Source organism: Chromobacterium alkanivorans (genome assembly GCF_016937655.1).
Classification (GTDB): domain Bacteria; phylum Pseudomonadota; class Gammaproteobacteria; order Burkholderiales; family Chromobacteriaceae; genus Chromobacterium; species Chromobacterium alkanivorans.
In genome coordinates, this window is record NZ_JAFHKL010000013.1 from 108966 (window position 1) to 129692 (window position 20727).

The 20727-nt window shown below is 64.1% G+C and carries 15 protein-coding genes; 10 read left to right on the forward strand and 5 right to left on the reverse strand.

Features of this window, described 5'->3' with window-relative positions; translation table 11 throughout:
- Window positions 1–318 precede the first annotated feature (318 nt).
- The 8 genes from JW897_RS20230 (at window position 319) to JW897_RS20265 (ending at window position 10957) form a co-directional block, all read left to right on the forward strand.
- A complete protein-coding gene (locus JW897_RS20230) occupies window positions 319–888 on the forward strand; it encodes a sigma-70 family RNA polymerase sigma factor (protein ID WP_048415170.1) in 570 nt (189 codons plus the stop codon).
- The gene (locus tag JW897_RS20235; RefSeq protein WP_205467413.1) at window positions 885–2678 is read left to right on the forward strand and encodes an ABC transporter ATP-binding protein; all 1794 of its coding nucleotides are present in this window, start codon (window positions 885–887) and stop codon (window positions 2676–2678) included. The genes JW897_RS20230 and JW897_RS20235 overlap by 4 nt, the downstream gene beginning before the upstream one ends.
- The gene (locus JW897_RS20240) at window positions 2672–4441 is read left to right on the forward strand and encodes an ABC transporter ATP-binding protein (protein ID WP_205467414.1); all 1770 of its coding nucleotides are present in this window, start codon (window positions 2672–2674) and stop codon (window positions 4439–4441) included. The genes JW897_RS20235 and JW897_RS20240 overlap by 7 nt, the downstream gene beginning before the upstream one ends.
- A complete protein-coding gene (locus tag JW897_RS20245) occupies window positions 4438–5382 on the forward strand; it encodes an ABC transporter permease (RefSeq protein ID WP_275899888.1) in 945 nt (314 codons plus the stop codon). The genes JW897_RS20240 and JW897_RS20245 overlap by 4 nt, the downstream gene beginning before the upstream one ends.
- Window positions 5379–6329, forward strand: a complete 951-nt coding sequence (locus tag JW897_RS20250; RefSeq protein WP_205467415.1) for an iron chelate uptake ABC transporter family permease subunit — start codon at window positions 5379–5381, stop codon at window positions 6327–6329. Before JW897_RS20245 ends, JW897_RS20250 begins: the two co-directional genes overlap by 4 nt.
- A complete protein-coding gene (locus JW897_RS20255; RefSeq protein ID WP_205467416.1) occupies window positions 6326–7108 on the forward strand; it encodes an iron ABC transporter ATP-binding protein in 783 nt (260 codons plus the stop codon). The genes JW897_RS20250 and JW897_RS20255 overlap by 4 nt, the downstream gene beginning before the upstream one ends.
- Window positions 7105–8097, forward strand: a complete 993-nt coding sequence (locus JW897_RS20260; protein ID WP_205467417.1) for a siderophore ABC transporter substrate-binding protein — start codon at window positions 7105–7107, stop codon at window positions 8095–8097. Before JW897_RS20255 ends, JW897_RS20260 begins: the two co-directional genes overlap by 4 nt.
- A gap of 745 nt (window positions 8098–8842) precedes the next feature.
- A complete protein-coding gene (locus JW897_RS20265) occupies window positions 8843–10957 on the forward strand; it encodes a TonB-dependent receptor (protein WP_205467418.1) in 2115 nt (704 codons plus the stop codon).
- 88 nt (window positions 10958–11045) lie between these two features.
- On the opposite strand, the gene JW897_RS20270 is transcribed toward JW897_RS20265, so the two are convergent.
- Window positions 11046–11360, reverse strand: coding sequence for a hypothetical protein (locus tag JW897_RS20270; RefSeq protein WP_205467419.1), 315 nt, complete (start codon window positions 11358–11360; stop codon window positions 11046–11048).
- Between the two features lie 886 nt (window positions 11361–12246).
- Between JW897_RS20270 and JW897_RS20275 the strand changes: the two genes are divergently transcribed.
- Window positions 12247–13272: a porin gene (locus JW897_RS20275; RefSeq protein WP_048415177.1), complete on the forward strand. Its 1026-nt coding sequence runs from the start codon at window positions 12247–12249 to the stop codon at window positions 13270–13272.
- Window positions 13273–13337: 65 nt separating this feature from the next.
- Window positions 13338–15104 (forward strand): LVIVD repeat-containing protein, encoded by a 1767-nt coding sequence (locus JW897_RS20280; protein ID WP_048415178.1) that lies wholly within the window; start codon window positions 13338–13340, stop codon window positions 15102–15104.
- Between the two features lie 118 nt (window positions 15105–15222).
- Here JW897_RS20280 and JW897_RS20285 read toward each other — a convergent pair whose 3' ends face one another.
- The 4 genes from JW897_RS20285 to JW897_RS20300 form a co-directional block, all read right to left on the reverse strand.
- Window positions 15223–16215 carry a fimbrial protein gene (locus tag JW897_RS20285; RefSeq protein ID WP_205467420.1) on the reverse strand — a complete coding sequence of 331 codons (993 nt, stop codon included), beginning with the start codon at window positions 16213–16215 and terminating at the stop codon, window positions 15223–15225.
- Between the two features lie 175 nt (window positions 16216–16390).
- On the reverse strand, window positions 16391–18805 hold the full coding sequence (locus tag JW897_RS20290; RefSeq protein WP_205467421.1) for a fimbria/pilus outer membrane usher protein: 2415 nt from the start codon (window positions 18803–18805) through the stop codon (window positions 16391–16393).
- Window positions 18806–18828: 23 nt separating this feature from the next.
- Window positions 18829–19560 carry a fimbrial biogenesis chaperone gene (locus JW897_RS20295; RefSeq protein ID WP_205467422.1) on the reverse strand — a complete coding sequence of 244 codons (732 nt, stop codon included), beginning with the start codon at window positions 19558–19560 and terminating at the stop codon, window positions 18829–18831.
- A gap of 178 nt (window positions 19561–19738) precedes the next feature.
- Window positions 19739–20308, reverse strand: coding sequence for a fimbrial protein (locus JW897_RS20300; protein ID WP_205467423.1), 570 nt, complete (start codon window positions 20306–20308; stop codon window positions 19739–19741).
- Window positions 20309–20727 lie beyond the last annotated feature (419 nt).

Below are 20727 nucleotides of genomic sequence, written 5' to 3' on the forward strand. Positions count from 1 at the left end.
GGCGGCGGAGCGCGTTTGACGGTCGCCGGCCAACAGGGCGCGTCGTCGGGGGGATGACGGCCCTGGGAATGTGTGCGGCTGGTGCTTGCGATGAGATGTCTACGGCATGGACGGCGCGTTGAATTCCGGCCGCTTGAGTCATGGGTCAATCGACGCCAATGCCGCTTATGCGTCATGTCCGGCGGCCGTAAACTGGCTTTTCGGCATAACTCATGCAAAGGACATTGTGTGATCGCGTCATGTATGACGTATTGACAATGTCGGTGATAATAATAAAAATGATTATCATTTGCAAATACAAGTGAAAAGGAGAGGGGCGTGGACAATGGCCCGATCACTTTTCAGTCGCAATTGCAGAGCTTGTACCTGGATCACCACGGCTGGCTGTGCGGCTTGCTGCAGCGCAAGTTGGGCAATCCGAACGATGCGACGGACCTGGCCCACGACATCTACCTGCACCTGATCAAGAAAGGGCGGATTCCGCCGGCGGACGAATCGCGTTGCCACCTGGCGCAAATCGCCAAGGGCAAGGTGATAGACCTGCTGCGCCGCCGCCGGCTGGAGGCCAGCTATCTGGAAAGCCAGGCCCAGCAGCCGGAGCCGCGCGCGCAGTCTGAAGAGGCGCGCGCGCTGCTGAAGGAGGAGATCAAGGGGGTGGATCTGGCGCTGATGGGCAAGTCGTTCAAGGTGCGCCAGGCGCTGCTGTTGTCCCGGCTCAACGGCATGAGCTACGGCGACATCGCCGCGGAGCTGCAGGTGTCGGTGTCGTCGGTGGAGAAATACGTCGCGCTGGGCCTGCAGGCCTGCCGCCGAAGCGTGGAGGCCGGCCTGGGGCCGGGCGCGTGCAAGCAACATCCATTAATCCGTGTCGTAGAGGAGTTGTCATGAGTGTTGAGGAAGAGGTTTTGGGAGAGGCCGCCGGGCCTATCGCCCGCGTGCTGGCGCCGATACGCGGCCGGCTGATCGCCGCCGGCTTGCTGGCGGGCCTGGGGGCCATGCTGAGCCTGGCGCCGCTGGCCGGCGTCGCCCATATCGCGCAGCTGGCGCTGGGCCAGGGCGCGGCCGCGCTGGGTGGCGACGCCTTGTGGCGGGTGGTGGGCCTGAGCCTGCTTTGCCTGTTCGCCGGCATGACGCTGATCCTGGCCGGCGACGTGGTGGCCCATCTGGCGGACAACCGCATCACCGGCCTGCTGCGGCGGGCCATCACCCGCCGGCTGGCCAGGGTGCCGCTGGGCTGGTTCACCAGCCGCGCCTCGGGCGAGGTCAAGCAGGCGATGCACGACGATATCGGCACCCTGCACAGCCTGACCGCCCACTTCTACACCACGCTGGGGCGCAGCGTGGGCGCGGTGCTGGCGTCCATCGTCTATCTGTTTGCGATGGACTGGCGGATGGCCATCGCCTCGCTGCTACCCTTTCCGCTGTTCTTCCTGTTCTTCACGCGGGCGCACAAGGCCAGCGCGGCCAATATGGAGAGCTTTGGCGCGGGCATGGGGCGTATCAACAACGCGGTGGTGGAGTTCGTCAACGGCATTCCGGTGGTCAAGGCTTTTGGCGCGCAGCACAAGGCGCACGGCAGCTACCGCGCGGCGATAGACGCCTTCGCCAGCGCTTTCACCGATTTCACCCGGCCGCTGGTCAGCGCGATGGCCAACGCCAACGCCATCATCGCGCCGGTGTCGGTGCTGGGCGTGGTGCTGGCTTTCGGCGCGCTGATGGTGGGCCTGGGCTGGATCGCCCCGGTGGACGTGCTGCCCTTCGCCCTGGTGGCGCCGGGCCTGAGCTCGCCGCTGCTGATGTTGAGCTACATCACCCATGACCTGAACCACGCCACCGGCGCGGCCCAGCGCGTGCACGCGCTGTTGCAGACCCCGGTGCTGGAAACCGCCGCCGGCGCGGCGCAGCCGGCCGACGCCGAGATCCGCGTGGAAGGGCTGAGCTACGGCTATTCCGAGCAGGAGCCGGTGTTGTCCGGCATCGATTTCACGCTGGCCCCGGGCACGGTGACCGCCATCGTCGGCCCCTCCGGCGCCGGCAAGTCCACGCTGGCGCGGCTGCTGCTGCGCTTCTTCGACCCCAGCGCCGGGCGCATCACCCTGGGCGGCGTGGATCTGCGGCAGCTGGACAGCGCGGAGCTGTATCGGCGCATCGGCTTTGTCTTGCAGGACGTGAGGCTGATTCACGCCAGCGTGCGCGACAACATCGCGCTGGGCCGGCCTTCGGCCAGCCAGGCGGAGATCGAAGACGCCGCGCGCACCGCCAATATCCATGAGCGCATTCTCAGCCTGCCGCGCGGCTACGACTCGGTGATCGGCGAGGATGTGCAGTTCTCCGGCGGCGAGGCCCAGCGCATGAGCATCGCCCGCGCGGTGCTGTTGAACCCGCCGGTGCTGGTGCTGGACGAGGCGACGGCGGCGGCCGACGCGGAAAACGAGGTCAAGCTGCAGCAGGCGCTGTCCGCCTTCGCCCGCGGCCGCACCCTGGTGGTGATCGCCCACCGGCTGGACACGGTGATGCAGGCGGACCAGATCCTGGTGGTGGACAAGGGCCGGCTGATCGAGCGCGGCCGCCACCAGGAGCTGCTGGCGCAGGGCGGCTGCTACGCGCGGCTGTGGGCGCAGGGCCATTACGGAAAGACCGGAGAAGCAGAACAGGAAGGATTGGTGCCGCAATGTTGAAGACTTTTATTCGGCTGCTGGGGGACGACGCGGTCAAATTGCGCCGCTACGCGTGGCTGGCGCTGATCTACAGCCTGCTGTGCGGCGTGACCATCGTGATGTTGGCGCCGGTGCTCAGCCATCTGCTGGCCGGCGAGGCGCGCGAGGCCGGCGTGTGGCTGGCGGCGCAGGCGCTGGGCGTGGCGCTGTGCTGGGGCCTGCGGCGCAAGGTGGAAAAAGCCGGCATCGCCGTCGGCATCGCCGTGCTGCAAGGCGGACGCCACCGGCTGGCCGAGCATGTGGGCAGCCTGCCGGTGGGCTGGTTCAGCGCCGGCAACACCGCCCGGCTCAACCACATCGCCACCCAGGGCATGATGGAAATGGCCCAGTTGCCGGCCCATGTGTTCACCCCGCTGTTCGTCGGCGCGGTGACGCCGGTGGTGGTGTTGGGCGCGCTGTTCGCCGTCAACCCGCTGATGGGTTGGGTGGGCTTGGCCAGCCTGCCTTGCCTGCTGCTGGTGTTTTGGCTGACCGCGCGGCTGAGCCAGCGCGCGGACCAGGCCTACCAGCAGAGCACCGCCCAGAGCAGCCAGCGCATGGTGGAGTTCGCGCAGGCCCAATCGGTGCTGCGCGCCTTCAACGGCGAAAGCGGCGGCACGCGTTTTCTGGAGCAGGCCATCGCCCAGCAGCAGCAATCCGGCCGGCGCTTGATCCGGCTGTCGGCGCTGTCCTCGGTGCTCAATGTCTGGGCGGTGCAGGCCAGCTTCGCCGCGCTGCTGTTGGTGGCCGCGCTGTGGCTGAGCGACCACGCCGGCCTGGGCCTGAGCCCGGCCACGGTGGTGCCGGCGCTGGTGGCGCTGATGCTGATGAGCCGCTTCATCGACCCGCTGCTGGACGTGGCCGGCTATAGCGAGGTGTTGCGCGGTGCGCGCGGCCAGCTGCAGGCGGTGGCCAAGCTGTTCGAGGTGGAGCCGATGGCGGAGCCGGCTCGCTCCGGCGCGCCGGCGGACGGCTCGGTGGAGCTGAACCGGGCGGGCTTCCGCTACGGGCCGGAACAGGAGCAGGTGTTGAGCGAGTTCAGCCTGCGCATAGAGCCGGGCAGCATGACCGCGCTGGTGGGCGCGTCCGGCTCCGGCAAAACCACGGTGCTGCGCCTGATCGCCCGCTTCTTCGACGTGGATCAGGGCGAGGTGAAAGTGGGCGGCGTGGATGTCCGCGATCTGTCCAGCGAACGGCTGGCCGGCCAGATCAGCCAGATCTTCCAGGACGCTTATCTGTTCCAGGGCAGCATCGGCGACAACATCCGCATCGGCAAGCCGGACGCCAGCGACGCCGAAGTGCTGGCGGCGGCCAGGCTGGCCGGCGTGGAGGAAATCATCGAACGGCTGCCGCAGGGCCTGGACACCCCGGTGGGCGAGGGCGGCGCGCGGCTGTCCGGCGGCGAGCGCCAGCGCATTTCCATTGCGCGCGCGCTGATCAAGGACGCGCCCATCCTGCTGGTGGATGAGGCCACCGCGGCGCTGGACACCGAGAACCAGGCCGCCATCGCCCAGGCGCTGGCGCGGCTGCGCGGCAAGCGCACCCTGATCGTCATCGCCCATCAGCTGTCCACGGTGGAGATGGCGGACCAGATCGTGGTGCTGGAGGACGGCAAGGTGCGCGAGCAAGGCAGTCATGCCGAGCTGAGCGCGCGCTCCGGCCTCTACGCCCACTTCCTGGAGCAGCGCAGAAGCGCCAAGGGCTGGCGCATCACCGCGGCGGCGGCCGTAGAGGCGCTGTCTTGAAACGACTCGCCTTGCCGCTGCTGCTCTTGGCCTGCAGCGGCCTGTCCCTGATGGTGGGGGCCAAGCAGATGGCCTGGACCGGGCCGCTGGCCCTGTCCGAGGACAGCTGGCTGACCCTTACCGCCAGCCGGCTGCCGCGCTTGGCGGCGCTGCTGCTGGTGGGGGTGGGGCTGGCGGTGTGCGGGGTGATTCTGCAGCAGATCGTGCGCAACCGCTTTGTGGAGCCGGCCACCTCCGGCGGGCTGGACGCGGCCAAGCTGGGCATCCTGGTGGGGCTGAGCCTGGCGCCGGAGGCCGGCAACCTGGGGCGGATGCTGTTCGCGCTGGCCTTCTGTTTTGTCTCCAGCCTGGTCTTCATCGCCATCATTCGCCGCATCCAGTTCAAGAACACCGTGCTGGTGCCGGTGATAGGGCTGATGTACGGCAGCGTGCTCAGCGCCGTGGCCGAGTTCTACGCCTACCGCCACAACATCCTGCAAAGCATGCAGGGCTGGCTGCTGGGCGATTTTTCCAAGATCGTCGAAGGCAATTACGAGATCGTCTACCTGATCCTGCCCATCGTCGCGCTGGCCTATTGCTACGCCCACCGCTTCACCGTGCTGGGCATGGGCGAGGAAATGGCCGCCAGCCTGGGCCTGAGCTACGCGGCCACCGCGGCGCTGGGCCTGGTGCTGGTGGCGGTGACGGTGGCCGCCACCGTCATCACCGTGGGCGCGATTCCCTTTGTCGGCCTGGTGGTTCCCAATCTGGTGGCGTTGCGCTGGGGCGAGAACCTGCAGCGCACGCTGCCCATCGTCGCCGCCTGCGGCGCCTTGTTGATGTTGGTTTGCGACATCATCGGCCGCCTGCTGATCTACCCGTTCGAAGTGCCCATCGGCCTGACCGCGGGCAGCGTGGGCGGCGTCCTGTTCCTGATGATGATTCTATGGAAGCACAAATGAGGGACGCCCTGATCCGCCGCGGCGTCTGGGCGCTGGCGGCGGCGCTGGCGCTCGCGTTCCTGCTGTTGGGCTCCGGCCTGGATTTCGATTACGTGATACCCAACCGGCTGCTGCGCCTGGCCGCCATCGTGGTGGCCGGGGTCTGCATCGCCGTGTCCGCGCTCACCTTCCAGACGCTGACCGGCAACCGCATCCTGACCCCGGCCATCATGGGCTACGAGGCGATCTATCTGTTGTTGCAGTCCTTGCTGGTCATGGCGCTGGGCGCGCAAAGCCTGGCGCTGCTGGGCCGTTACGGCAACGCGTTGTTGTCCATCGCGGTGATGCTGGCCTATTCCTGGGCCATCCACCGCGCGCTGTTCCGCAAGGAGCGCAAGGATCTCTACCTACTGCTGCTGACCGGCCTGGTGCTGACCATGGTGCTGGGCACCTTCACCCAGTTCATCCAGCTCAAGACCAGCCCGGGCGAGTTCGCCATCCTGCAGGGCTTCAGCTACGCCTCCTTCAACCGGGTCCAGCCCGGCGCGCTGTTGTTCGCCGCGCTGCTGACCGCGGCGGCGGCCTGGCTGGTGAGCCGGCGGCTGGCGGTGCTGGACGTGTTGCTGCTGGGGCGCGAGCAAGCGGTTTCCCTGGGCGTGGACTACCCCGCCAATGTGCGCGCGCAATTGGCGCTGATCGCGGTGCTGGTGGCGGTGTCCACCAGCCTGGTGGGGCCCACCGCCTTCATGGGGGTTTTCGTCGCCAACATCAGCTACACGCTGGCGCGCACCTTCCGGCACCGGGTCACGCTGCCGCTGGCTTGCGCCATCGCCATCGCCATCTTCATTGCTGCCCAATTGTTGGTGGAGCAGCTGTTCAATTACAAAACCACCGTCAGCATCCTGGTCAACCTGGTGTGCGGCGCCTATTTCCTGGCGCTGATGGTGCGCAGCAGAGGACATGCATGATCACGCTTGAGCGCGTCTACAAGGCCTACGGCGACAAACAGGTGCTGCGCGACGTCAATCTCAGCTTCCCCTCCCGGCAGGTCACCTCGCTGATCGGCCCCAACGGGGCCGGCAAGAGCACGCTGCTGATGTCCATCGCCCGGCTGCTGAAGCCCAGCGCCGGACGCATCCTGATGGACGGCGAGGAGATAGAGCGGATTCCGCTGCGCGGCTACGCCAAGCGCGTGGCCACCTTGCGCCAACACCCCAATATCGGCCTGCGGCTGACGGTGGAGGAGCTGGTGGGCTTCGGCCGCTTCCCCTACAGCCAGGGCCTGCTGAGCCGGGACGACCGCCGCGCTGTGGACGAGGCGCTGGCCTTTCTGGGCCTGCAGCCGCTGCGCGCCCGCTATCTGGACGAGCTTAGCGGCGGCCAGCGGCAGATGGCCTTTCTGGCGATGTGCATCGCCCAGCAATCCGACTACCTGCTGCTGGACGAGCCGCTCAACAACCTGGACATGAAGCACGCGGTGCACATCATGCAGGCCATCCGTCGGCTGAGCGAGGAGCAAGGCCGCACCGTGATCCTGGTGGTGCACGACATCAACTTCGCCGCCAATTACTCGGACCACATCGTCGCGATGAAGGCGGGCGCCGTGCACGGCAGCGGCCCGGTGGCCGAGGTGGTCACCCAGGCGCGGCTGCGCGATCTCTACGGCCTGGCCGTGGACATCCTGCCCAGCGAGCGCGGCTTCGTCTGCAATTACTTCAACCCCTCACCCTCTGGAGAAACCGTATGAGCATCGATAAGAAGCCGCGCGCGCGCGCGGCCCTGCTGGCGCTGGCCGTGGCTGGCGGTCTGCTGGGTTGCGACGCCCGACAGACCGTGCCGGAAGCGGCCGCCGCCGCGCCGGCGGCCCAGGCCGCCTACGCCCCGGTCACCGTCAAGCACGAGCTGGGCACCACGCAGATCAACAAGCGGCCGGAGCGGGTGGTGGCCTTCGACATGAGCGAGCTGGACGCGCTGGACCAGCTGGGCGCGCCGGTGGCCGGCATCTCCAAGGACTATGTGGCCGGCTTCCTGAAGAAGTACGAGCAGGACCCCAAGGTGATGGACGTGGGCACCACCATCCAGCCCAATCTGGAGCGGCTGCACGCGCTCAAGCCGGACCTGATCCTGATCTCGCCGCTGCAGGCGCAAAGTTATCCGGAGCTGAGCCGCATCGCGCCGACGCTGCATTACGACATCGACCTCAACAACCGCCCCGGCCATACCCTGGACACGGCCAAGGAGCATTTGCTGACCCTGGGCCGGATTCTGGGCAAGGAAGCGCTGGCGCGTGAAAAAGCCGGCGAGATCGACGCCAAGATCAAGCAGGTGCGCGCGGTGACCGAGGGGCGGCCGGAGAAGGCGCTGATCGTGCTGCACAACAACGGGGCCTTCACCTCCTACGGCGTGCGCTCGCGTTACGGCTACATCTTCGACACCCTGGGAGTGAAGCCGGCCAGCAATGAGACCAGCAGCGGCCTGCACGGCCAGCCCATCTCCAATGAATTCATCCAGCAGGCGGACCCGGACATTCTGTACGTGATAGACCGCACCGCGGTGATGGAGCGGCGCCCGGCCTTGAATCTCAAAACCCTGGACAACCCGCTGTTGCGGCAGACCAAGGCCTGGCGCAAGGGCAAGGTGATCTTCGCCGACGCGGAAACCTGGTATCTGTGCACCGCCAGCCTGAGCTGCCTGAACCGGATTGGGGATGAGGTGATCAAGGGCTACCGCGGCTGAGAGCCGGTTTACGATCTGCTGCGCGTTGGCGATACGGCGTTGAAAACGCCTTCGAAATGCTCATGTACCGTGTGTACATTCCGCTTTCTCAGCCGTTTTCGCCTTGTCTCGCCTTAGCTCGCGAGATCGTAAACACGTTCTGAGAGCCGGTTTACGATCTTTGTTGCCGTGTTTTGAAATCCAGCGCGGTACACGGAAAACCGCGCAGCCGATGCGTCCCGGCCCTTCAAGAGATTTCGGCGTGGGTATCGCTGCGCTCTTCCCACCCTACTGATGACGAGCAAGCCTGTGTAGGGTGGGAGGAGCCGTAGGCGATACCCACCAGTGGCCTCTATGTTCACCAAGGTAGCTCTTGAAATCAGTTGTTCATGATCCGCTGCGCGTCGTGAGGCGCGGCGCGGTGAGCAGCGGATTCGAAATGTTCGTACCCCTTGCACATTCCGCTTTCTCAACGGTTTTTGCTCTTGCTCGCGAGACGTTTAACAAGCGGCAAGCCGGGCGCGAGTTGACTTGACGATGTGCTATCAAAAATGATTTTCATTTCTATTTGAGGGTTTGGCACTTTGCTTCGGAATACATAGTGAAGTGAAACAATCTCCTCACGTAGAAAGGAACTTGGATGTTGAGTCAGAAACGGTCGGCCTCACCGATATCAACTACACGCCGACTCGCGCCGCAATCCGCCTTCCCCCTGAACACGCTCCGCGCCGCCACCCATCTGGCCCTGATGGTGGGCTTTGGAGGCATGGCCTTGGCTCCTGCCGCGCTGGCGCAAGGCACGGACGCCGCGCCGGCCAAGGCCCAGGCCGGCAACGGCGCGCCGGAACGGCTGGAGCCGGTGGTGGTGCAAGGCCGCCGCGTCTACGCCGGCGGCCAGCTGGCCACCGATAGCCGGGTGGGCGTGCTGGGCAATCTGGACGTGATGGACACGCCGTTCAGCACCATCAGCTATACCGAGGACTATGTGGCCAACCAGCAGGCGCGCGAGATAGGCGCGCTGATCGGCGCCGCCGACCCTTCGGTCCACGTGGCCAGCAAGGGCACCATCCTCGAGAAATTCAATATCCGCGGTTTCTCCACCTCCGCCAACGACATCACCTTCAACGGCCTGATCGGCATGGCGCCCAATCTGCGCGGCTCCACCGAGATGGCGGCGCGGGTGGAAGTGCTGAAGGGGCCGTCCACCCTGCTCAACGGCATGCCGCCGGAAGGCAGTCTGGGCGGCAGCGTCAACATCGTGCCCAAGCGCGCGGGCAATGCGCCGCTGACCTCGGTCACCGCGACTTATGAATCCGACAATATGCCCGGCGTGCACGTGGATGCGGGCCGGCGCTTTGGCGACAGGCAGCAATGGGGCGTGCGCTTCAACGGCGTTTACCGCAACGGCGACACCGCGGTGGACAAGCAGAAACAGGGCATGAACCTGGCCTCGCTGGGCCTGGACTGGCGCGGAGAGCGCGCCCGCGTTTCGCTGGATCTCTACCACCAGCGCGAGAAGATGGACGGCATCAACTACTTCGGCATCTTCTCCATCGCCCCGGGCGTGACGCAGCTGCCCACGCCCAAGAAGGGCGATTACCAGCTGGCGCCGGATTGGGCCACCAATACCAACACCACTCAGGTGGCCTTGCTGCGCGGCGAGTACGAGCTGAGCGACGCGCTGACCCTGTACGGCGCTTATGGCCATCGCAAGGCGGATTTCGACGCCACGATCACGCGCGACACCCTGCTCAACAACGCCGGCGATCTCAGCGTGGGCGTCTACCGCCTGGTGAACGAGGGCACTCAGAAATCCGGCGAGGCCGGCGTGCGCGGTCATTTCGACACCGGCAAGATTCAGCATAAGTGGTCGCTGGCGGCCACGCGCTTCACCTCGGAGCGCAGCTACCGGGATGGAATGGGCGCCCCCTTCATCACCAATTACTACGCGCCGTCCTTCGGTTCCAAGCCGGCGTTCCGGTTCATGGGCCGGAGCGTGCACGACAAGCTGGGCAGCATCGCCCTGGTGGACACCCTCTCCTTCATGGACGGCAAGGTGCAGTGGACGGTGGGCACGCGGCGTCAGAACGTGCAGAGCAGCAACTACGACGCCGCCGGCGCGCAAACCGCCAACTATGACCAGAGCCGCTGGTCCCCGGCCACCGCCTTGCTGGTCAAGCTATCGGACCAGCTCTCGGTTTACGGCAACTACATCCAGGGTCTGAACCAGGGCGGCGTGGCGCCGGACACGGCCAAGAACGCCGGCGAAAGCCTGCAGCCGTATCAGACCGAGCAGTACGAGCTGGGCGCCAAGCTGGACTGGGGCGGCCTCACCCACAGCCTGAGCCTGTTCCAGATCGCCCGGCCCAGCGCTTACACCAGTCCGGACAGCAATGTCTTCGGCGTGTACGGCGAACAGCGCAACCGCGGCCTGGAATGGAGCTTCTGGGGCGAGCCCAGCCGCGGCCTGCGGCTGATGGGCGGCGCGTCCTACACCAGGGCCGAGCTGACCAAGGCGCTGGATCCGGCGCATCTGGGCAAGCAGGCCACCGGCGTGCCCAAGGTGATGGCCAAGCTGGGCGTGGAATACGACATCGCCGCCCTGCCGGGCCTGACCGCCACCGGCAACGTCCAGTACGTGGGCGAGCGCTTCGTCCGCGACAACAACCAGCTGTCCTTGCCGTCCTACACCACGTTTGACCTGGGCGCGCGCTACACCACCAAGCTGGCCTCCAAGGAAATCACCCTGCGCGCCGCGGTGCAGAACGTCGCCAACCGCGCCTACTGGGTGGGGTCGTGGAGCGGCGGCGACGGCAGCGGCTTGTCCGGCGGCCTGGGCGCGCCGCGCACCTTCCTGCTGTCCGGCACCTTGTCGTTCTAAGCATCCGCTTCGCGGACTTTGAGCCTTCCCTGCCGGCCATGCGGGGCGTTTGACCGACGCCGCGGCTTTCGCCGCGGCGTTGTCGCGTTTACATCACTTCGCAAATCAGCCTATGGCCGGCTTGCAGCTCCTGGCGCACCGGTTCCAGCAAGGCCACGATCTGATCGCAGTTCAGCGTCTTGTTTTCCGGACAGCTCAGCAATAAGGACATCAGCGCCTGCAAGCTCTGGGTGGCGGAGTGAAAGCGCAGCACGCTGCGGGTCAGGCCCTCGTCCACCTCCAGATAGCGGCGGTCCAGGCTTTGGCACAAGGCCTCCAGTTCCGGCCGGCCCTGGGCGTTGACGCGCAGTTCTTGCAGCAGGTCTTGCAGTTGCAGCAAGGCCGGGGCGGTGTTGGCGTTCATGGTCGGTCCTCCCGGAGAAGGGCGTGAGCGGGGGACTGCCGGCTGAAATTAAATATCTTCATTATGAACTCCACAAACATCTGCTTTAGGAATGCCTGCATGGCACGCGCGGAGGGCGTGGGCAGGCTCATGGCCGCGCTGTTGGGCGCGGCGCATGGCAGCCTGAGTGGGGAAGGCGGGAGCGTCAAGGCAGAGCTTGTGTTGTTTTGAGTGTGTGGCCTGGGAAGATGAAAACGCCAATGTGCGAATTTGGCGGCTAGAGAGCAAAAGTTTATTTTCGCCATGTTGCGTATTTCCATCACCTTGGTTCTGGCGGTTTTAGTGCATAGGCAAGAGGGATACTAGCTTGAGAAGCTGAAGTAAATGCGGAATGGAGTCAGAGAATTTTTATATGCCATTGGTGATTTTTTGCGCTTGCCAAAGCAAGGAGGTAGCTAGCGAATATAAGGAAAGCGGTGTTATAGCGTTATCACGCTAAGGCATGCTCAACCGGGTAATGTGACATCGACTTTAGATGACTTTAGTATTTTTGATCTGTGTTGCAATAACTTTATTGTGCTGCGGTATAACCCTTTTGAATAATGGTGAATGGCAAAGAATAGGCAGATGAAAAATGAGCTTGTTATCGAGTTTGCAAGTTATTGACATTGGGGTAAGCGTGTGGGCAGAGTATTTATTGACGGCGCTTCTCGGTTAAGTTTTATGTCTTCTTATTAAGCCGTGATGCGAAGAGGTGATTCTGTTAATAAAGGGTTGCTTTGTTTTTATGGGGAACACTTAATTTTAGGAGAGTGAGAATGGAGCGCTAGGAAAACAGGTTTTAACGGCGAACTGATTCGGCGGCGCAAGCGAACAGTTAAATAAAATCCAAAAAAGAGGAGACGCCATGGAGATAAGAGGAATTGTTGCAGCTGGAGCGCTGCTGACGGATGCGTATGCATACGCCGACGATGGTTTGACCATTTCCGGTTGGATCGATCTCAATATAGAAAGAGTTTCTTCGGAGCAAGGTGCCGTCCAACGGATTTCCAGCGGCGGCTTGAACTCCTCCCGGCTGATGTTCAGCGCTTCGGAAACCCTGGGCAATGGTTGGAAAGCGTTTTTTGCTTATGAGGTGCAATTTGACGCCAGTTCCGGCGACGGCGCTGCGACTCGGCAATCGTTCATCGGCATGACCGGCCCCTATGGTTCCTTGACTTTGGGCCGCCAGCATACGCCGTCGTACTGGGTTGCCGGTTATGCGGACCCAAGCTGGTCCGCCAATTACAGCATGGTCAACAATATGCAGTTCTTCTATGGGCCTTATCGCGAGAGCAATTCAATCAACTACGACACGCCGCGCATGGGAGGCGTGCAGGGCCGTTTCATGTATGCCGCCGGGGCCGAAGACGGCAGCCGCAACGGCCGCTACCTGAGCGCCGGCATTGATTACCGCAATGGCCCTTTCTATGCCGGCTTGGTCAGTGATCTGAGCAACACCAAGAGCCTTGCCGTTGGTTCCAAGACGATTCTGACGGCGCGCGATCACTATTTGGCGCTGACCTACCGTTTTGGCGACCTCGAGCCCACCTTTATCTACCACCGCTATGACGGGTATTACGCATATCCGCCGTACACGGCCTTCCAGAGCAAAGGTTGGGACCGGCAGATCGGCGTGCGTTATCAGGTGAACGAGCGCAACAGCCTTTTTGGCAGCCATGTTCACCGCAAGGATGCCGAGCAGGCCGATTTGTCCGACGCGGACGGCATGGTGGTTGGCTACGCCTATCGCTTCACCAAGCGTACCGACGCCTACCTGAATTACGCGCGAGTCATCGCCAAACGCCAGGCGGCGATTGCTTACCCGGTAACCTTCTCCAGTCATCCCGCGCCGAGCAGCGGCGTGCAGCTTGGATTGCGCCACGGCTTTTGATGGCGATCGAGTTCTTGTCTCAGGCTCGGCGGCGCCGGGCTCCCACAACCATAAGGAGAGAGAAAATGAACAAGACACGAAATCATGGTTTGACCCTGCCCTGCGCTATGGCGGCGTTCGCCCTGTCATTGCTGGCAAGCCCGACCGGGGCGCAGACGCCCCTGGCCGCGCCAGCGACGCCCGGCACGCCCAAGGCGCAGGATCCTCACGTCGCCGCTTGGCTGCGTCTGACGCCGGAACGCCGGCCTGTGCCCCTCAAGCCGGGCGTAGACTACGGGATGGACCCCGCGACCGGCCAATTCGTCTGGCCGAAGGCCACGCCAGAGCAGCATGAAGGGCAACGGTTTCCGGGTGAGATGACCAGCTGGGACAAGAAGAGCTTCGCCAAGAATATGGAGGTATTGGCTTTTTATCCCGGCGTCGGTTCGCCTTTCCATGCCTGGAACAATATCGCCGACTTCGACGGACGCCGTTACCTTTATATTCATGATCGAGATTACCTGCGGATCATGGACGTGACCGATCCCGCAAAAGGCCGGGTCGTCTTTTCTCGGGGCGGCGTGTGGGGGCCGAAAGGTCCAAGCGAGAAGTTCGACGCGGACAATGTCCAGGACTACCTGGGCGGAGCCACCATCGCCTGGAGCAAGAAGCTGGGTAAACCGGTGCTGGTCGCGTCTTTCGAAATCGGCCGCTACGGTCTGATGACGGACAAGAGCGAGCAGGCCGACAAGGTGGCCGCGCAGCGTCGCTACAACTCGCTGAAAGGTTTCAAGGTGTTCGCCATGGATGGGCCGTTGCCACACCAATGGCGGCTGTTGGCCACTCGCACTACCGACTACACGCATCCCGATGCGCCTATCGGACAGCAGCAGGGCTCCGGCTCGCTCGATGCGCCCGAGTACTACGGCGGCAAGTACATGATATTGGCGGCCGCGCCCGACGATAGCTACGGTTTGACCGAGTACCCCAACTACCTCTACTCGCCGGGCTACCAGGTTTGGGACATGTCTGATCCGGCGAAGCCGGTCTTTATTTCCCAGATATCCGTGCCGGGGCAGATTCTTGGCAAGCCGGCCGATGAACAGGCCTATCTGATGAACCCGCGCGCCGGCAACCGCACCTCGTGGATGGGCGCGCGGATTCCCCTTTTCCTGCCCAAGCCCTTGGAAAACGGCGGCAAGATCGGCTTCGGCGCGATGGGCGGCCTCGGCCTGTACGCGTTTGATCTATCCAACCCGGCCAAGCCCAAGGTGCTAGGCAACGTCAATACGCCGCCCAGCTTTGCCGGCACGGAATTCGACAACGCCGATGTCAGCCAGTACGCGCGCACCGGCTTCGTATTCACCAGCGGCTATCCGATGAATCGGGATTGCTACGAGCCCTACAAGGATATCTTTGTTGTCGATGCGCGTGATCCGTCGCGTATGAAGGTGGCGACAAAACTGCCGCAGCCCGTGGTACCCGCGGGCGCTGCGTTCACCAGCTTTTGCCAGCGCGGAGGCAATTTCGGACCTAAGCGGGCGAATGCGATCGGCCAGCCCGATACCTGGCGCCAGGGTGTGCTGCCTTACTCGTTTTATAACGCCGGGGTTCAGATTTTCGATGTCAGAAACCCCGCCAAGCCCAGCATTGCCGGTTATTTCGTTCCTGCGCTGGCCGATGAAACCGAACTGCCGGAATACACGCTTGGTAAAGGCGTGCTGGCGATTTACACCGAGTACGATCGCAACATCATCTGGGCGTTTACCGAAAACGGCGCTTACGCGCTATCCAGCCCTCTACTGGGCAAGCCGGTGCTAGGCGCGCCGGCCAAACCGTGGCCGCGACGCTAAGCACTTCATCAAGGAGCGGGTTCCGGCGCGGTATCCGCTGAAGTTTGAAGGACTGAAGCCGCCGCGTCGCGTTTCCAGGCCGGGCGTGATGCCCGGCCTTGTCGCGTTAACTGGCGGTTCAATCAAAGCTCAACTCCACGGTGGCCTCGGCATTGACCAGGCCGGGCCGGATGGCGGGGCCGCTGGCTGCGTAGCGCACCACCATGGGCAGCGCGTGCTGTTGCCTGACCGCCAGGCTGGTGAATTCGGTGCCCAGTAGATACACGCCGGTTTCGCCCTGGCGTTGCAGCTCCAGCCCAATGCCCTGGGCGCTGTCCGGCCCGCCGGCGATGCTCAGCAGCGTGCCGGCGGCGCCGAGCGCGTTGGCGTCGCTCAGCTTGGCGCGGACGCTGGTGCCGGGTGCGCAGTCCAGGCCGATGTTGAACGGCTTATCGCCGGCGCGGCCGGCGCCGGCGAAGTCGCGGGTGTTGACGTCGGGCAGGCGGACGGTCTGGCTGGCGTTGCGGAACGAGCAGCCGATCACCCGGATGGCGGGCTGATTGAAGGTGTAGGTGTAGAGCGGCTGTCCGTGATCGCCGCCTTTCTTGTTCTTGTAGTTGACGGCATAGCTTTCCGGATTGAGCCGCCCAGATGTCACCGGGCCGGTTGTGACCAGTTCGAAAGTGTCGGTAATGGTGATGGTGCCTTGCAAGGGCATGCCGCGTAGATTGGTGCGGCCATTGTTCAGACTTGTGGTGCTGAAGGTCTGAGATTTTCCGGAGTGGGTATTGTTGTTTATCCAGCGAATGCCGATGCCGGAAGTTTGGGTTTTTCTGACGCCGCTAATAGATGAGCTGTCGTTGTCGGTATTGCCATAGGACAAAAAGGCGTACCAGTTGCGTTGGCCGTTGGCATTGTTTCTGTCGCATGTGATCTTGGTTTGCAGCACCTCCCTGGCGATCAGATGTCCGGCGGGCGCCAGGTATGGAATCACCAAGGGATCGGGGAGAGCCTGGACGATGGTCGACGAAACCACCCTGCAATCGGCATGGCTTGGACGGCTGCAACTGCCCAGCGCCAATAGCAAGGCAAGGCAGGCCAGCAACGGTAGGCGGTTAGGAGGTGTGTTCATCTGGGTATCCTTTTCTTTGCTTAAGCGCGGCGCGTAGAACCTATTTACGATCTTGCGAGCTAGAGCGAGACAAGGCGAAAACGAGCGAAAAAGCGGAATGTACTCGTGGTACATGAGCACTTGAGTTCGGTTTCAACGCCGTATCGCCGACGCGCAGCAGATCGTAAACAGGTTCTTAGAGGCAGGGCAGCTCCAGCCGCAGGTAATGCCGCCCCGGCTTGGCGGGCGGCAGCTTATAGCGAGCGCTGCAGCCGCCGTCGCTCCATTTCACGGCCAGCAGGCCTTGCGGCTGCGTGAGCAAGAGCAGCGTCCGGCCTTGCGGGTCCGCGATGCCCAGCGGCTGGCCGGCGGCGTCTTCCACGCTGGCGCCAAAGGGCACAGCGCTGCCGTCGCGGCGACGCAGACTGAATTGAACGCGGCGGCCGCTGCGCGCCTTGAACACGGCCTTCACTACCGCGCCGCGGCGCGGCACCACTTGCTTGACGCCGTCTTCCAGCTCCAGCGCGGCGCCCAACTGGCGGCTATCCAAGCTCAGGCTGTTGGCGCGGTAAGGCTGGGCGTCGGCGCGCACGCTGTAGCCGTTGCCGCTCAGGCCGGTGGCGCCGTCCACTTGCAGCAGGGCGAAGGTGTCGCCGACGGCGCGGCTGAGGTTGACGCCGCCGGCGTGGACGACGACGGCGCCGCTGGCGCCCAGGCTGGCGGATTGATGATTGCGCGCGGTGCTGTAAGCGGCGCTCAGCTGCGCGGCGTCGCCCTGATGGACGCCGCTGGCGCTCAGGCTGGCGTCGCCCTGGCTGTCGCGGCCCACGGAGACGGTATAGCTGTCGGCCTCGCCCAATTGGCCGCTGAGGCTGGTGTGCAGCGCATTGCGGCCAAGCTGGGCGCTGAGCTGCGGGGCGTGTCGCCCGCTGTCCAGCGGCAGGCTGAAGCCCAGCATGATCTGGCTGGAGCCTTGGCCGTGGCCGTCGCGGCTCCGGCTGAGGCTGAGGTGGTAGTGGAACTGTTTCCAGCGATGGCTGTAAGCCAGGTTGAAGCTGTGGCTGGCGCCGGGCCGGCCCCAATCGTTCTGCCGGCTTAGGCTGAGATAAAGGCTGCCGCGGCGGCCCTCCCGGCCCAGGGTTTGTTGGGCGCTTAGGTCTATCCGGGCGCGCGCGCGGTGTTGGTTGGCGCGCTGGGCCAGGTCCGCCGCGTGATCGTTGAAGCTGCGGTAGCCGGCGGTGGAGTAGCGGTAAGCGGCCAGGGTGAACTGGGTCTGGGTCCGGGGCAGGGTCTTGTGGTACAGCAGGCGCAGGCTTTGCCCCTGGTTGCGACGGCCTTGGGCGCGGCTGAGGGACTGGCTCAGGTCCAGCGACAGCGCGCCCAGCGGGGTGTTGGCGCCCAGGCCCAGCTTGACGGCCTGGAAGCGCGGTGAAAGCTGGAAGCCGGCGGCCACGGTGCCGTCGTCGCTGAGGCCGTAAACCAGCGCGCCGGCGGCCAGCGCGGGACGGGCCGCTTCGCCGCCCTGGTACTGGCCCAGCGCGGCGTGGTATTTCCAGCGGCCTTGGGCTTGCATCAGCGGCAGGCTGGAGAAGGCTTGATGGCTGACGCGGCGGCTGCCGTCGGCTTCGGTCACCGTGATTTCCAGTTCGCCGTTAGAGCCGGAGGGGGCGATGTCGGTGAATTCGAACGGGCCGGGCGGCACGTCGGCGCGGTGCAGCACATAGCCGTTCTGGCGCACTTCCACCGTGGCCTGGCTTTGCGCCTGGCCACGGACCACCGGGCGGTAGCCGCGCTCGCTGTCCGGCAGCATGGCCTCGTCCTGACTCAGTTGCGCGCCGCGGATGCGCACGCTGTCGAACAAGACGGCGTCGGTGTATTGCTCGCCCAGCGCCAGCTGGCTGCGCAGCGCGGTGATGTCGCGTTGCAACAGGGTGCGATTGCTGCGTATCTCTGTCGCCTGGCCCGTATTCCAGCTGAGGGTGGCGTCGTTGCGCAGCCGCCAGTCGCCCAGATTGAGTCCGTTTTGCAGGCCGAGATACAGCTGGCGGCTGGCGCGGCCATGCTGGCCACGGCTGTATTGGCTGCTGAATTGGTAATTGGCGTAAGCGGCGTTGACGCCGGCGTCCCATAGCGAAGGATCGACATAGCCGTCGGCGCGGCGCAGCAGATGGGCTTGCGGCACGCTGAGCTCAAGTTGCAGCCGGGTGGAGTCGTAGCGTACTTGCGCGTGCTCCAGGCGTTGGGGCAGGTCCACGCAGGCCTCTTCGCCGGCGCTGGACGCGGGCAGTTTGACGCCCAGCTTGCGCAGCAGCGCGGCGTCCAGGCAGGGACGCACTTTGCCGTCCGGCTGCTGGCGGAACAGGATGTCGCGGCGGTCGGCCAGCTGATGGTTGAGCAGGATGTCCACGCGATAGCTGCCGGGCAGGATGTCGTTGCCGGCGCTCAGCACTGCCTTGAGATCCGCCGCTTGCCCGTCCAGCTTCAGAAAACGGGTGTTGAAGGCCGGCTCGTTCGCCGCTTGCGTCTGCGCGCAGGCGATCAGCCAGCAGGCGCAGGCCAGCGGGATCGCGGCGCGACGGCGGGCATGGGGCGTCAGCGGCTTGCTCCTCATCGCCTTGCGGTCCGGCGGCTGGCTCAGGGTTCCAGCCGCTGCGGCTGGACGGGCGCAGAGCCTTGCAGCCGGGCTTCAAAAGCCTGGCTGGCGCCAAAGTCGTTGATGATGTGGTAGCGCAGCCGCGCGTCGTTGGCGGCATCGGCCGGCAGCGGCCATTGTCCGCCGGCGCCGGGAGCCAGCATCCGGGCGCGGCCGATCTCCTTGGACTTGCTGTCGGAGAGCAGGCTCAGGCCGGTCACGGTCACGTGGTAGCGGCTGGGGTTGTCCGCTTGCAGCCAGCTGTTGCCGTGCTCGCGCCGCAGCCGCCAGCGCAGGCGTTCCGGCGCTTGCAGCGCGTCGCCGTCCAGGCCCGGAGGGCGGTAGAACACCTTGACGCGCTGGCGCACCGCCAGTTGCAGCACATTGCCTTGCCCGGCGGCCTGCGGGATTTCCTGCACATTGAGCCAGAAGGCGGTTTCCCGTTGATCGGACGCGCCGGCGCCGGCGTAGAGGATGCGCAGCAATTGCTCCTGCCCGGCCGGCAGCCGCGTCAGCGGCGGGGTGATGGCGAAGGGCAGCTCGGCCTTGTCGCCGTCCAGCGCTTCCAGCCAGGATTGCACCAGGATGTCCGCGCCGTGGTTGCGCACGGTGACGGCGGCTTCCGGATGCGCGCCGTCGAAAATGACGCGGGTGCCGTTGAGGCTGATGCCGGCGTTGGCGTGGGGCATGGCCAGCCAGGCCGCCAAGCCGGCGGCTTGCAGCAGGGTTTTCATGATGGAGGCCCTGAAAATAGACAACGGCGGGAAACCCGCCGCTGTGGGTGGAGGAGGCGAGGGCTTAGAACCGCTAACAAAACCTCGCAGAGAGCCTGAGCCAAGACGCGCCGACGCAGGCAGTACGGTAGTACGACAAGGAGGCGCAACGCAGGATCAGGGGTTTTGTTAGCTGGTCTTAGTCGTAGCTCAGTTCGAAGGGGAGGTCGGCTTGTACGGGGCCGGCGGTCATCGCGGTAACTGCCGGGTCCTGAACGTAAGCGGCATCAAACGTTATGATTTCGCTTGCGCTTGGAGTGGGCTTGTCCAGCAGTTTTCCAGACACAAGGTTATAGCTTGTTCCAGTTCCCTTCTCATACAGTGCGATGCCAACGCCAGCCGCCGCCGAGCTGCTGGCGGTGTTCTTCAGGATGGAGTTTTGGCCTGTGACCGTGTTGGTGCCGTTTAGAGCCTTAAGGGACACGGTCAAATTTTTAGCGCCCGTGCAGGTAATGGTTATTGAGTGCGTTTTGGGATGGCTGGGTTTGCTCGCCAAGGCTTGCACCTTGTCCATGGAAACATCGTTCAGAGTGACGTTGATATCGGCAATCGCCATCGCCGTACTGCCGTTTACCGAGCAACTGGGCGCAGTGACTTTGCCAGTGAACTTGATGGCGCCGGTTCGGGTGACGGCGGCGGCTTGAGACGCCAGCGGAAGCGCTGCGGCGAAGACGGCCACTAGGGCCAGCAGGCTGTGTTTTGGTTTCATGGTGGTCTCCAATGGTTGCGGCGCGCAGGTGCTTGGCCTGGGCCTTGAGTGGAGACGGCATGATAAAAACACATTCAATTCAGGTCTTTAGCCTGACTTTGAGCGCTTCTTACCTTTTCTTACCAAGCCATAACTTTTCTTGTTTGGACTTTTTGATGTCGCCAAACAAGGTTTAAGCCGCTCATGGGATTGATAAGAGTTTCAACCTGTCCTTTTGGCCAGTTTGGTGAAAATGGCAATTTTATTGGATTGTCCGCTAAGTGCCGGTTATCTAAAATGTTTTGCGCAAATTTTGTCATCCCACCCTCATTACGCCTCGCGGCACTTATCCGCAGACCTGGCCACAGCCCGTCGCCATGAGTGCTTTGCCTAAGGCCGGTTTGGGGGTGTTTTTATTTTGGATAGTTCGACGGATCGCC

What these genes read in the sequence shown, in the direction of transcription:
- JW897_RS20300 (WP_205467423.1), bottom strand. Translation starts at nt 20,308, where the DNA reads ATGAAACCAAAACACAGCCTGCTGGCCCTAGTGGCCGTCTTCGCCGCA.
- JW897_RS20295 (WP_205467422.1), bottom strand. Translation starts at nt 19,560, where the DNA reads ATGAAAACCCTGCTGCAAGCCGCCGGCTTGGCGGCCTGGCTGGCCATG.
- JW897_RS20285 (WP_205467420.1), bottom strand. Translation starts at nt 16,215, where the DNA reads ATGAACACACCTCCTAACCGCCTACCGTTGCTGGCCTGCCTTGCCTTG.
- JW897_RS20255 (WP_205467416.1), top strand. Translation starts at nt 6,326, where the DNA reads ATGATCACGCTTGAGCGCGTCTACAAGGCCTACGGCGACAAACAGGTG.
- JW897_RS20250 (WP_205467415.1), top strand. Translation starts at nt 5,379, where the DNA reads ATGAGGGACGCCCTGATCCGCCGCGGCGTCTGGGCGCTGGCGGCGGCG.
- JW897_RS20275 (WP_048415177.1), top strand. Translation starts at nt 12,247, where the DNA reads ATGGAGATAAGAGGAATTGTTGCAGCTGGAGCGCTGCTGACGGATGCG.
- JW897_RS20260 (WP_205467417.1), top strand. Translation starts at nt 7,105, where the DNA reads ATGAGCATCGATAAGAAGCCGCGCGCGCGCGCGGCCCTGCTGGCGCTG.
- JW897_RS20265 (WP_205467418.1), top strand. Translation starts at nt 8,843, where the DNA reads ATGGCCTTGGCTCCTGCCGCGCTGGCGCAAGGCACGGACGCCGCGCCG.
- JW897_RS20290 (WP_205467421.1), bottom strand. Translation starts at nt 18,805, where the DNA reads ATGAGGAGCAAGCCGCTGACGCCCCATGCCCGCCGTCGCGCCGCGATC.
- JW897_RS20280 (WP_048415178.1), top strand. Translation starts at nt 13,338, where the DNA reads ATGAACAAGACACGAAATCATGGTTTGACCCTGCCCTGCGCTATGGCG.
- JW897_RS20240 (WP_205467414.1), top strand. Translation starts at nt 2,672, where the DNA reads ATGTTGAAGACTTTTATTCGGCTGCTGGGGGACGACGCGGTCAAATTG.
- JW897_RS20270 (WP_205467419.1), bottom strand. Translation starts at nt 11,360, where the DNA reads ATGAACGCCAACACCGCCCCGGCCTTGCTGCAACTGCAAGACCTGCTG.
- JW897_RS20235 (WP_205467413.1), top strand. Translation starts at nt 885, where the DNA reads ATGAGTGTTGAGGAAGAGGTTTTGGGAGAGGCCGCCGGGCCTATCGCC.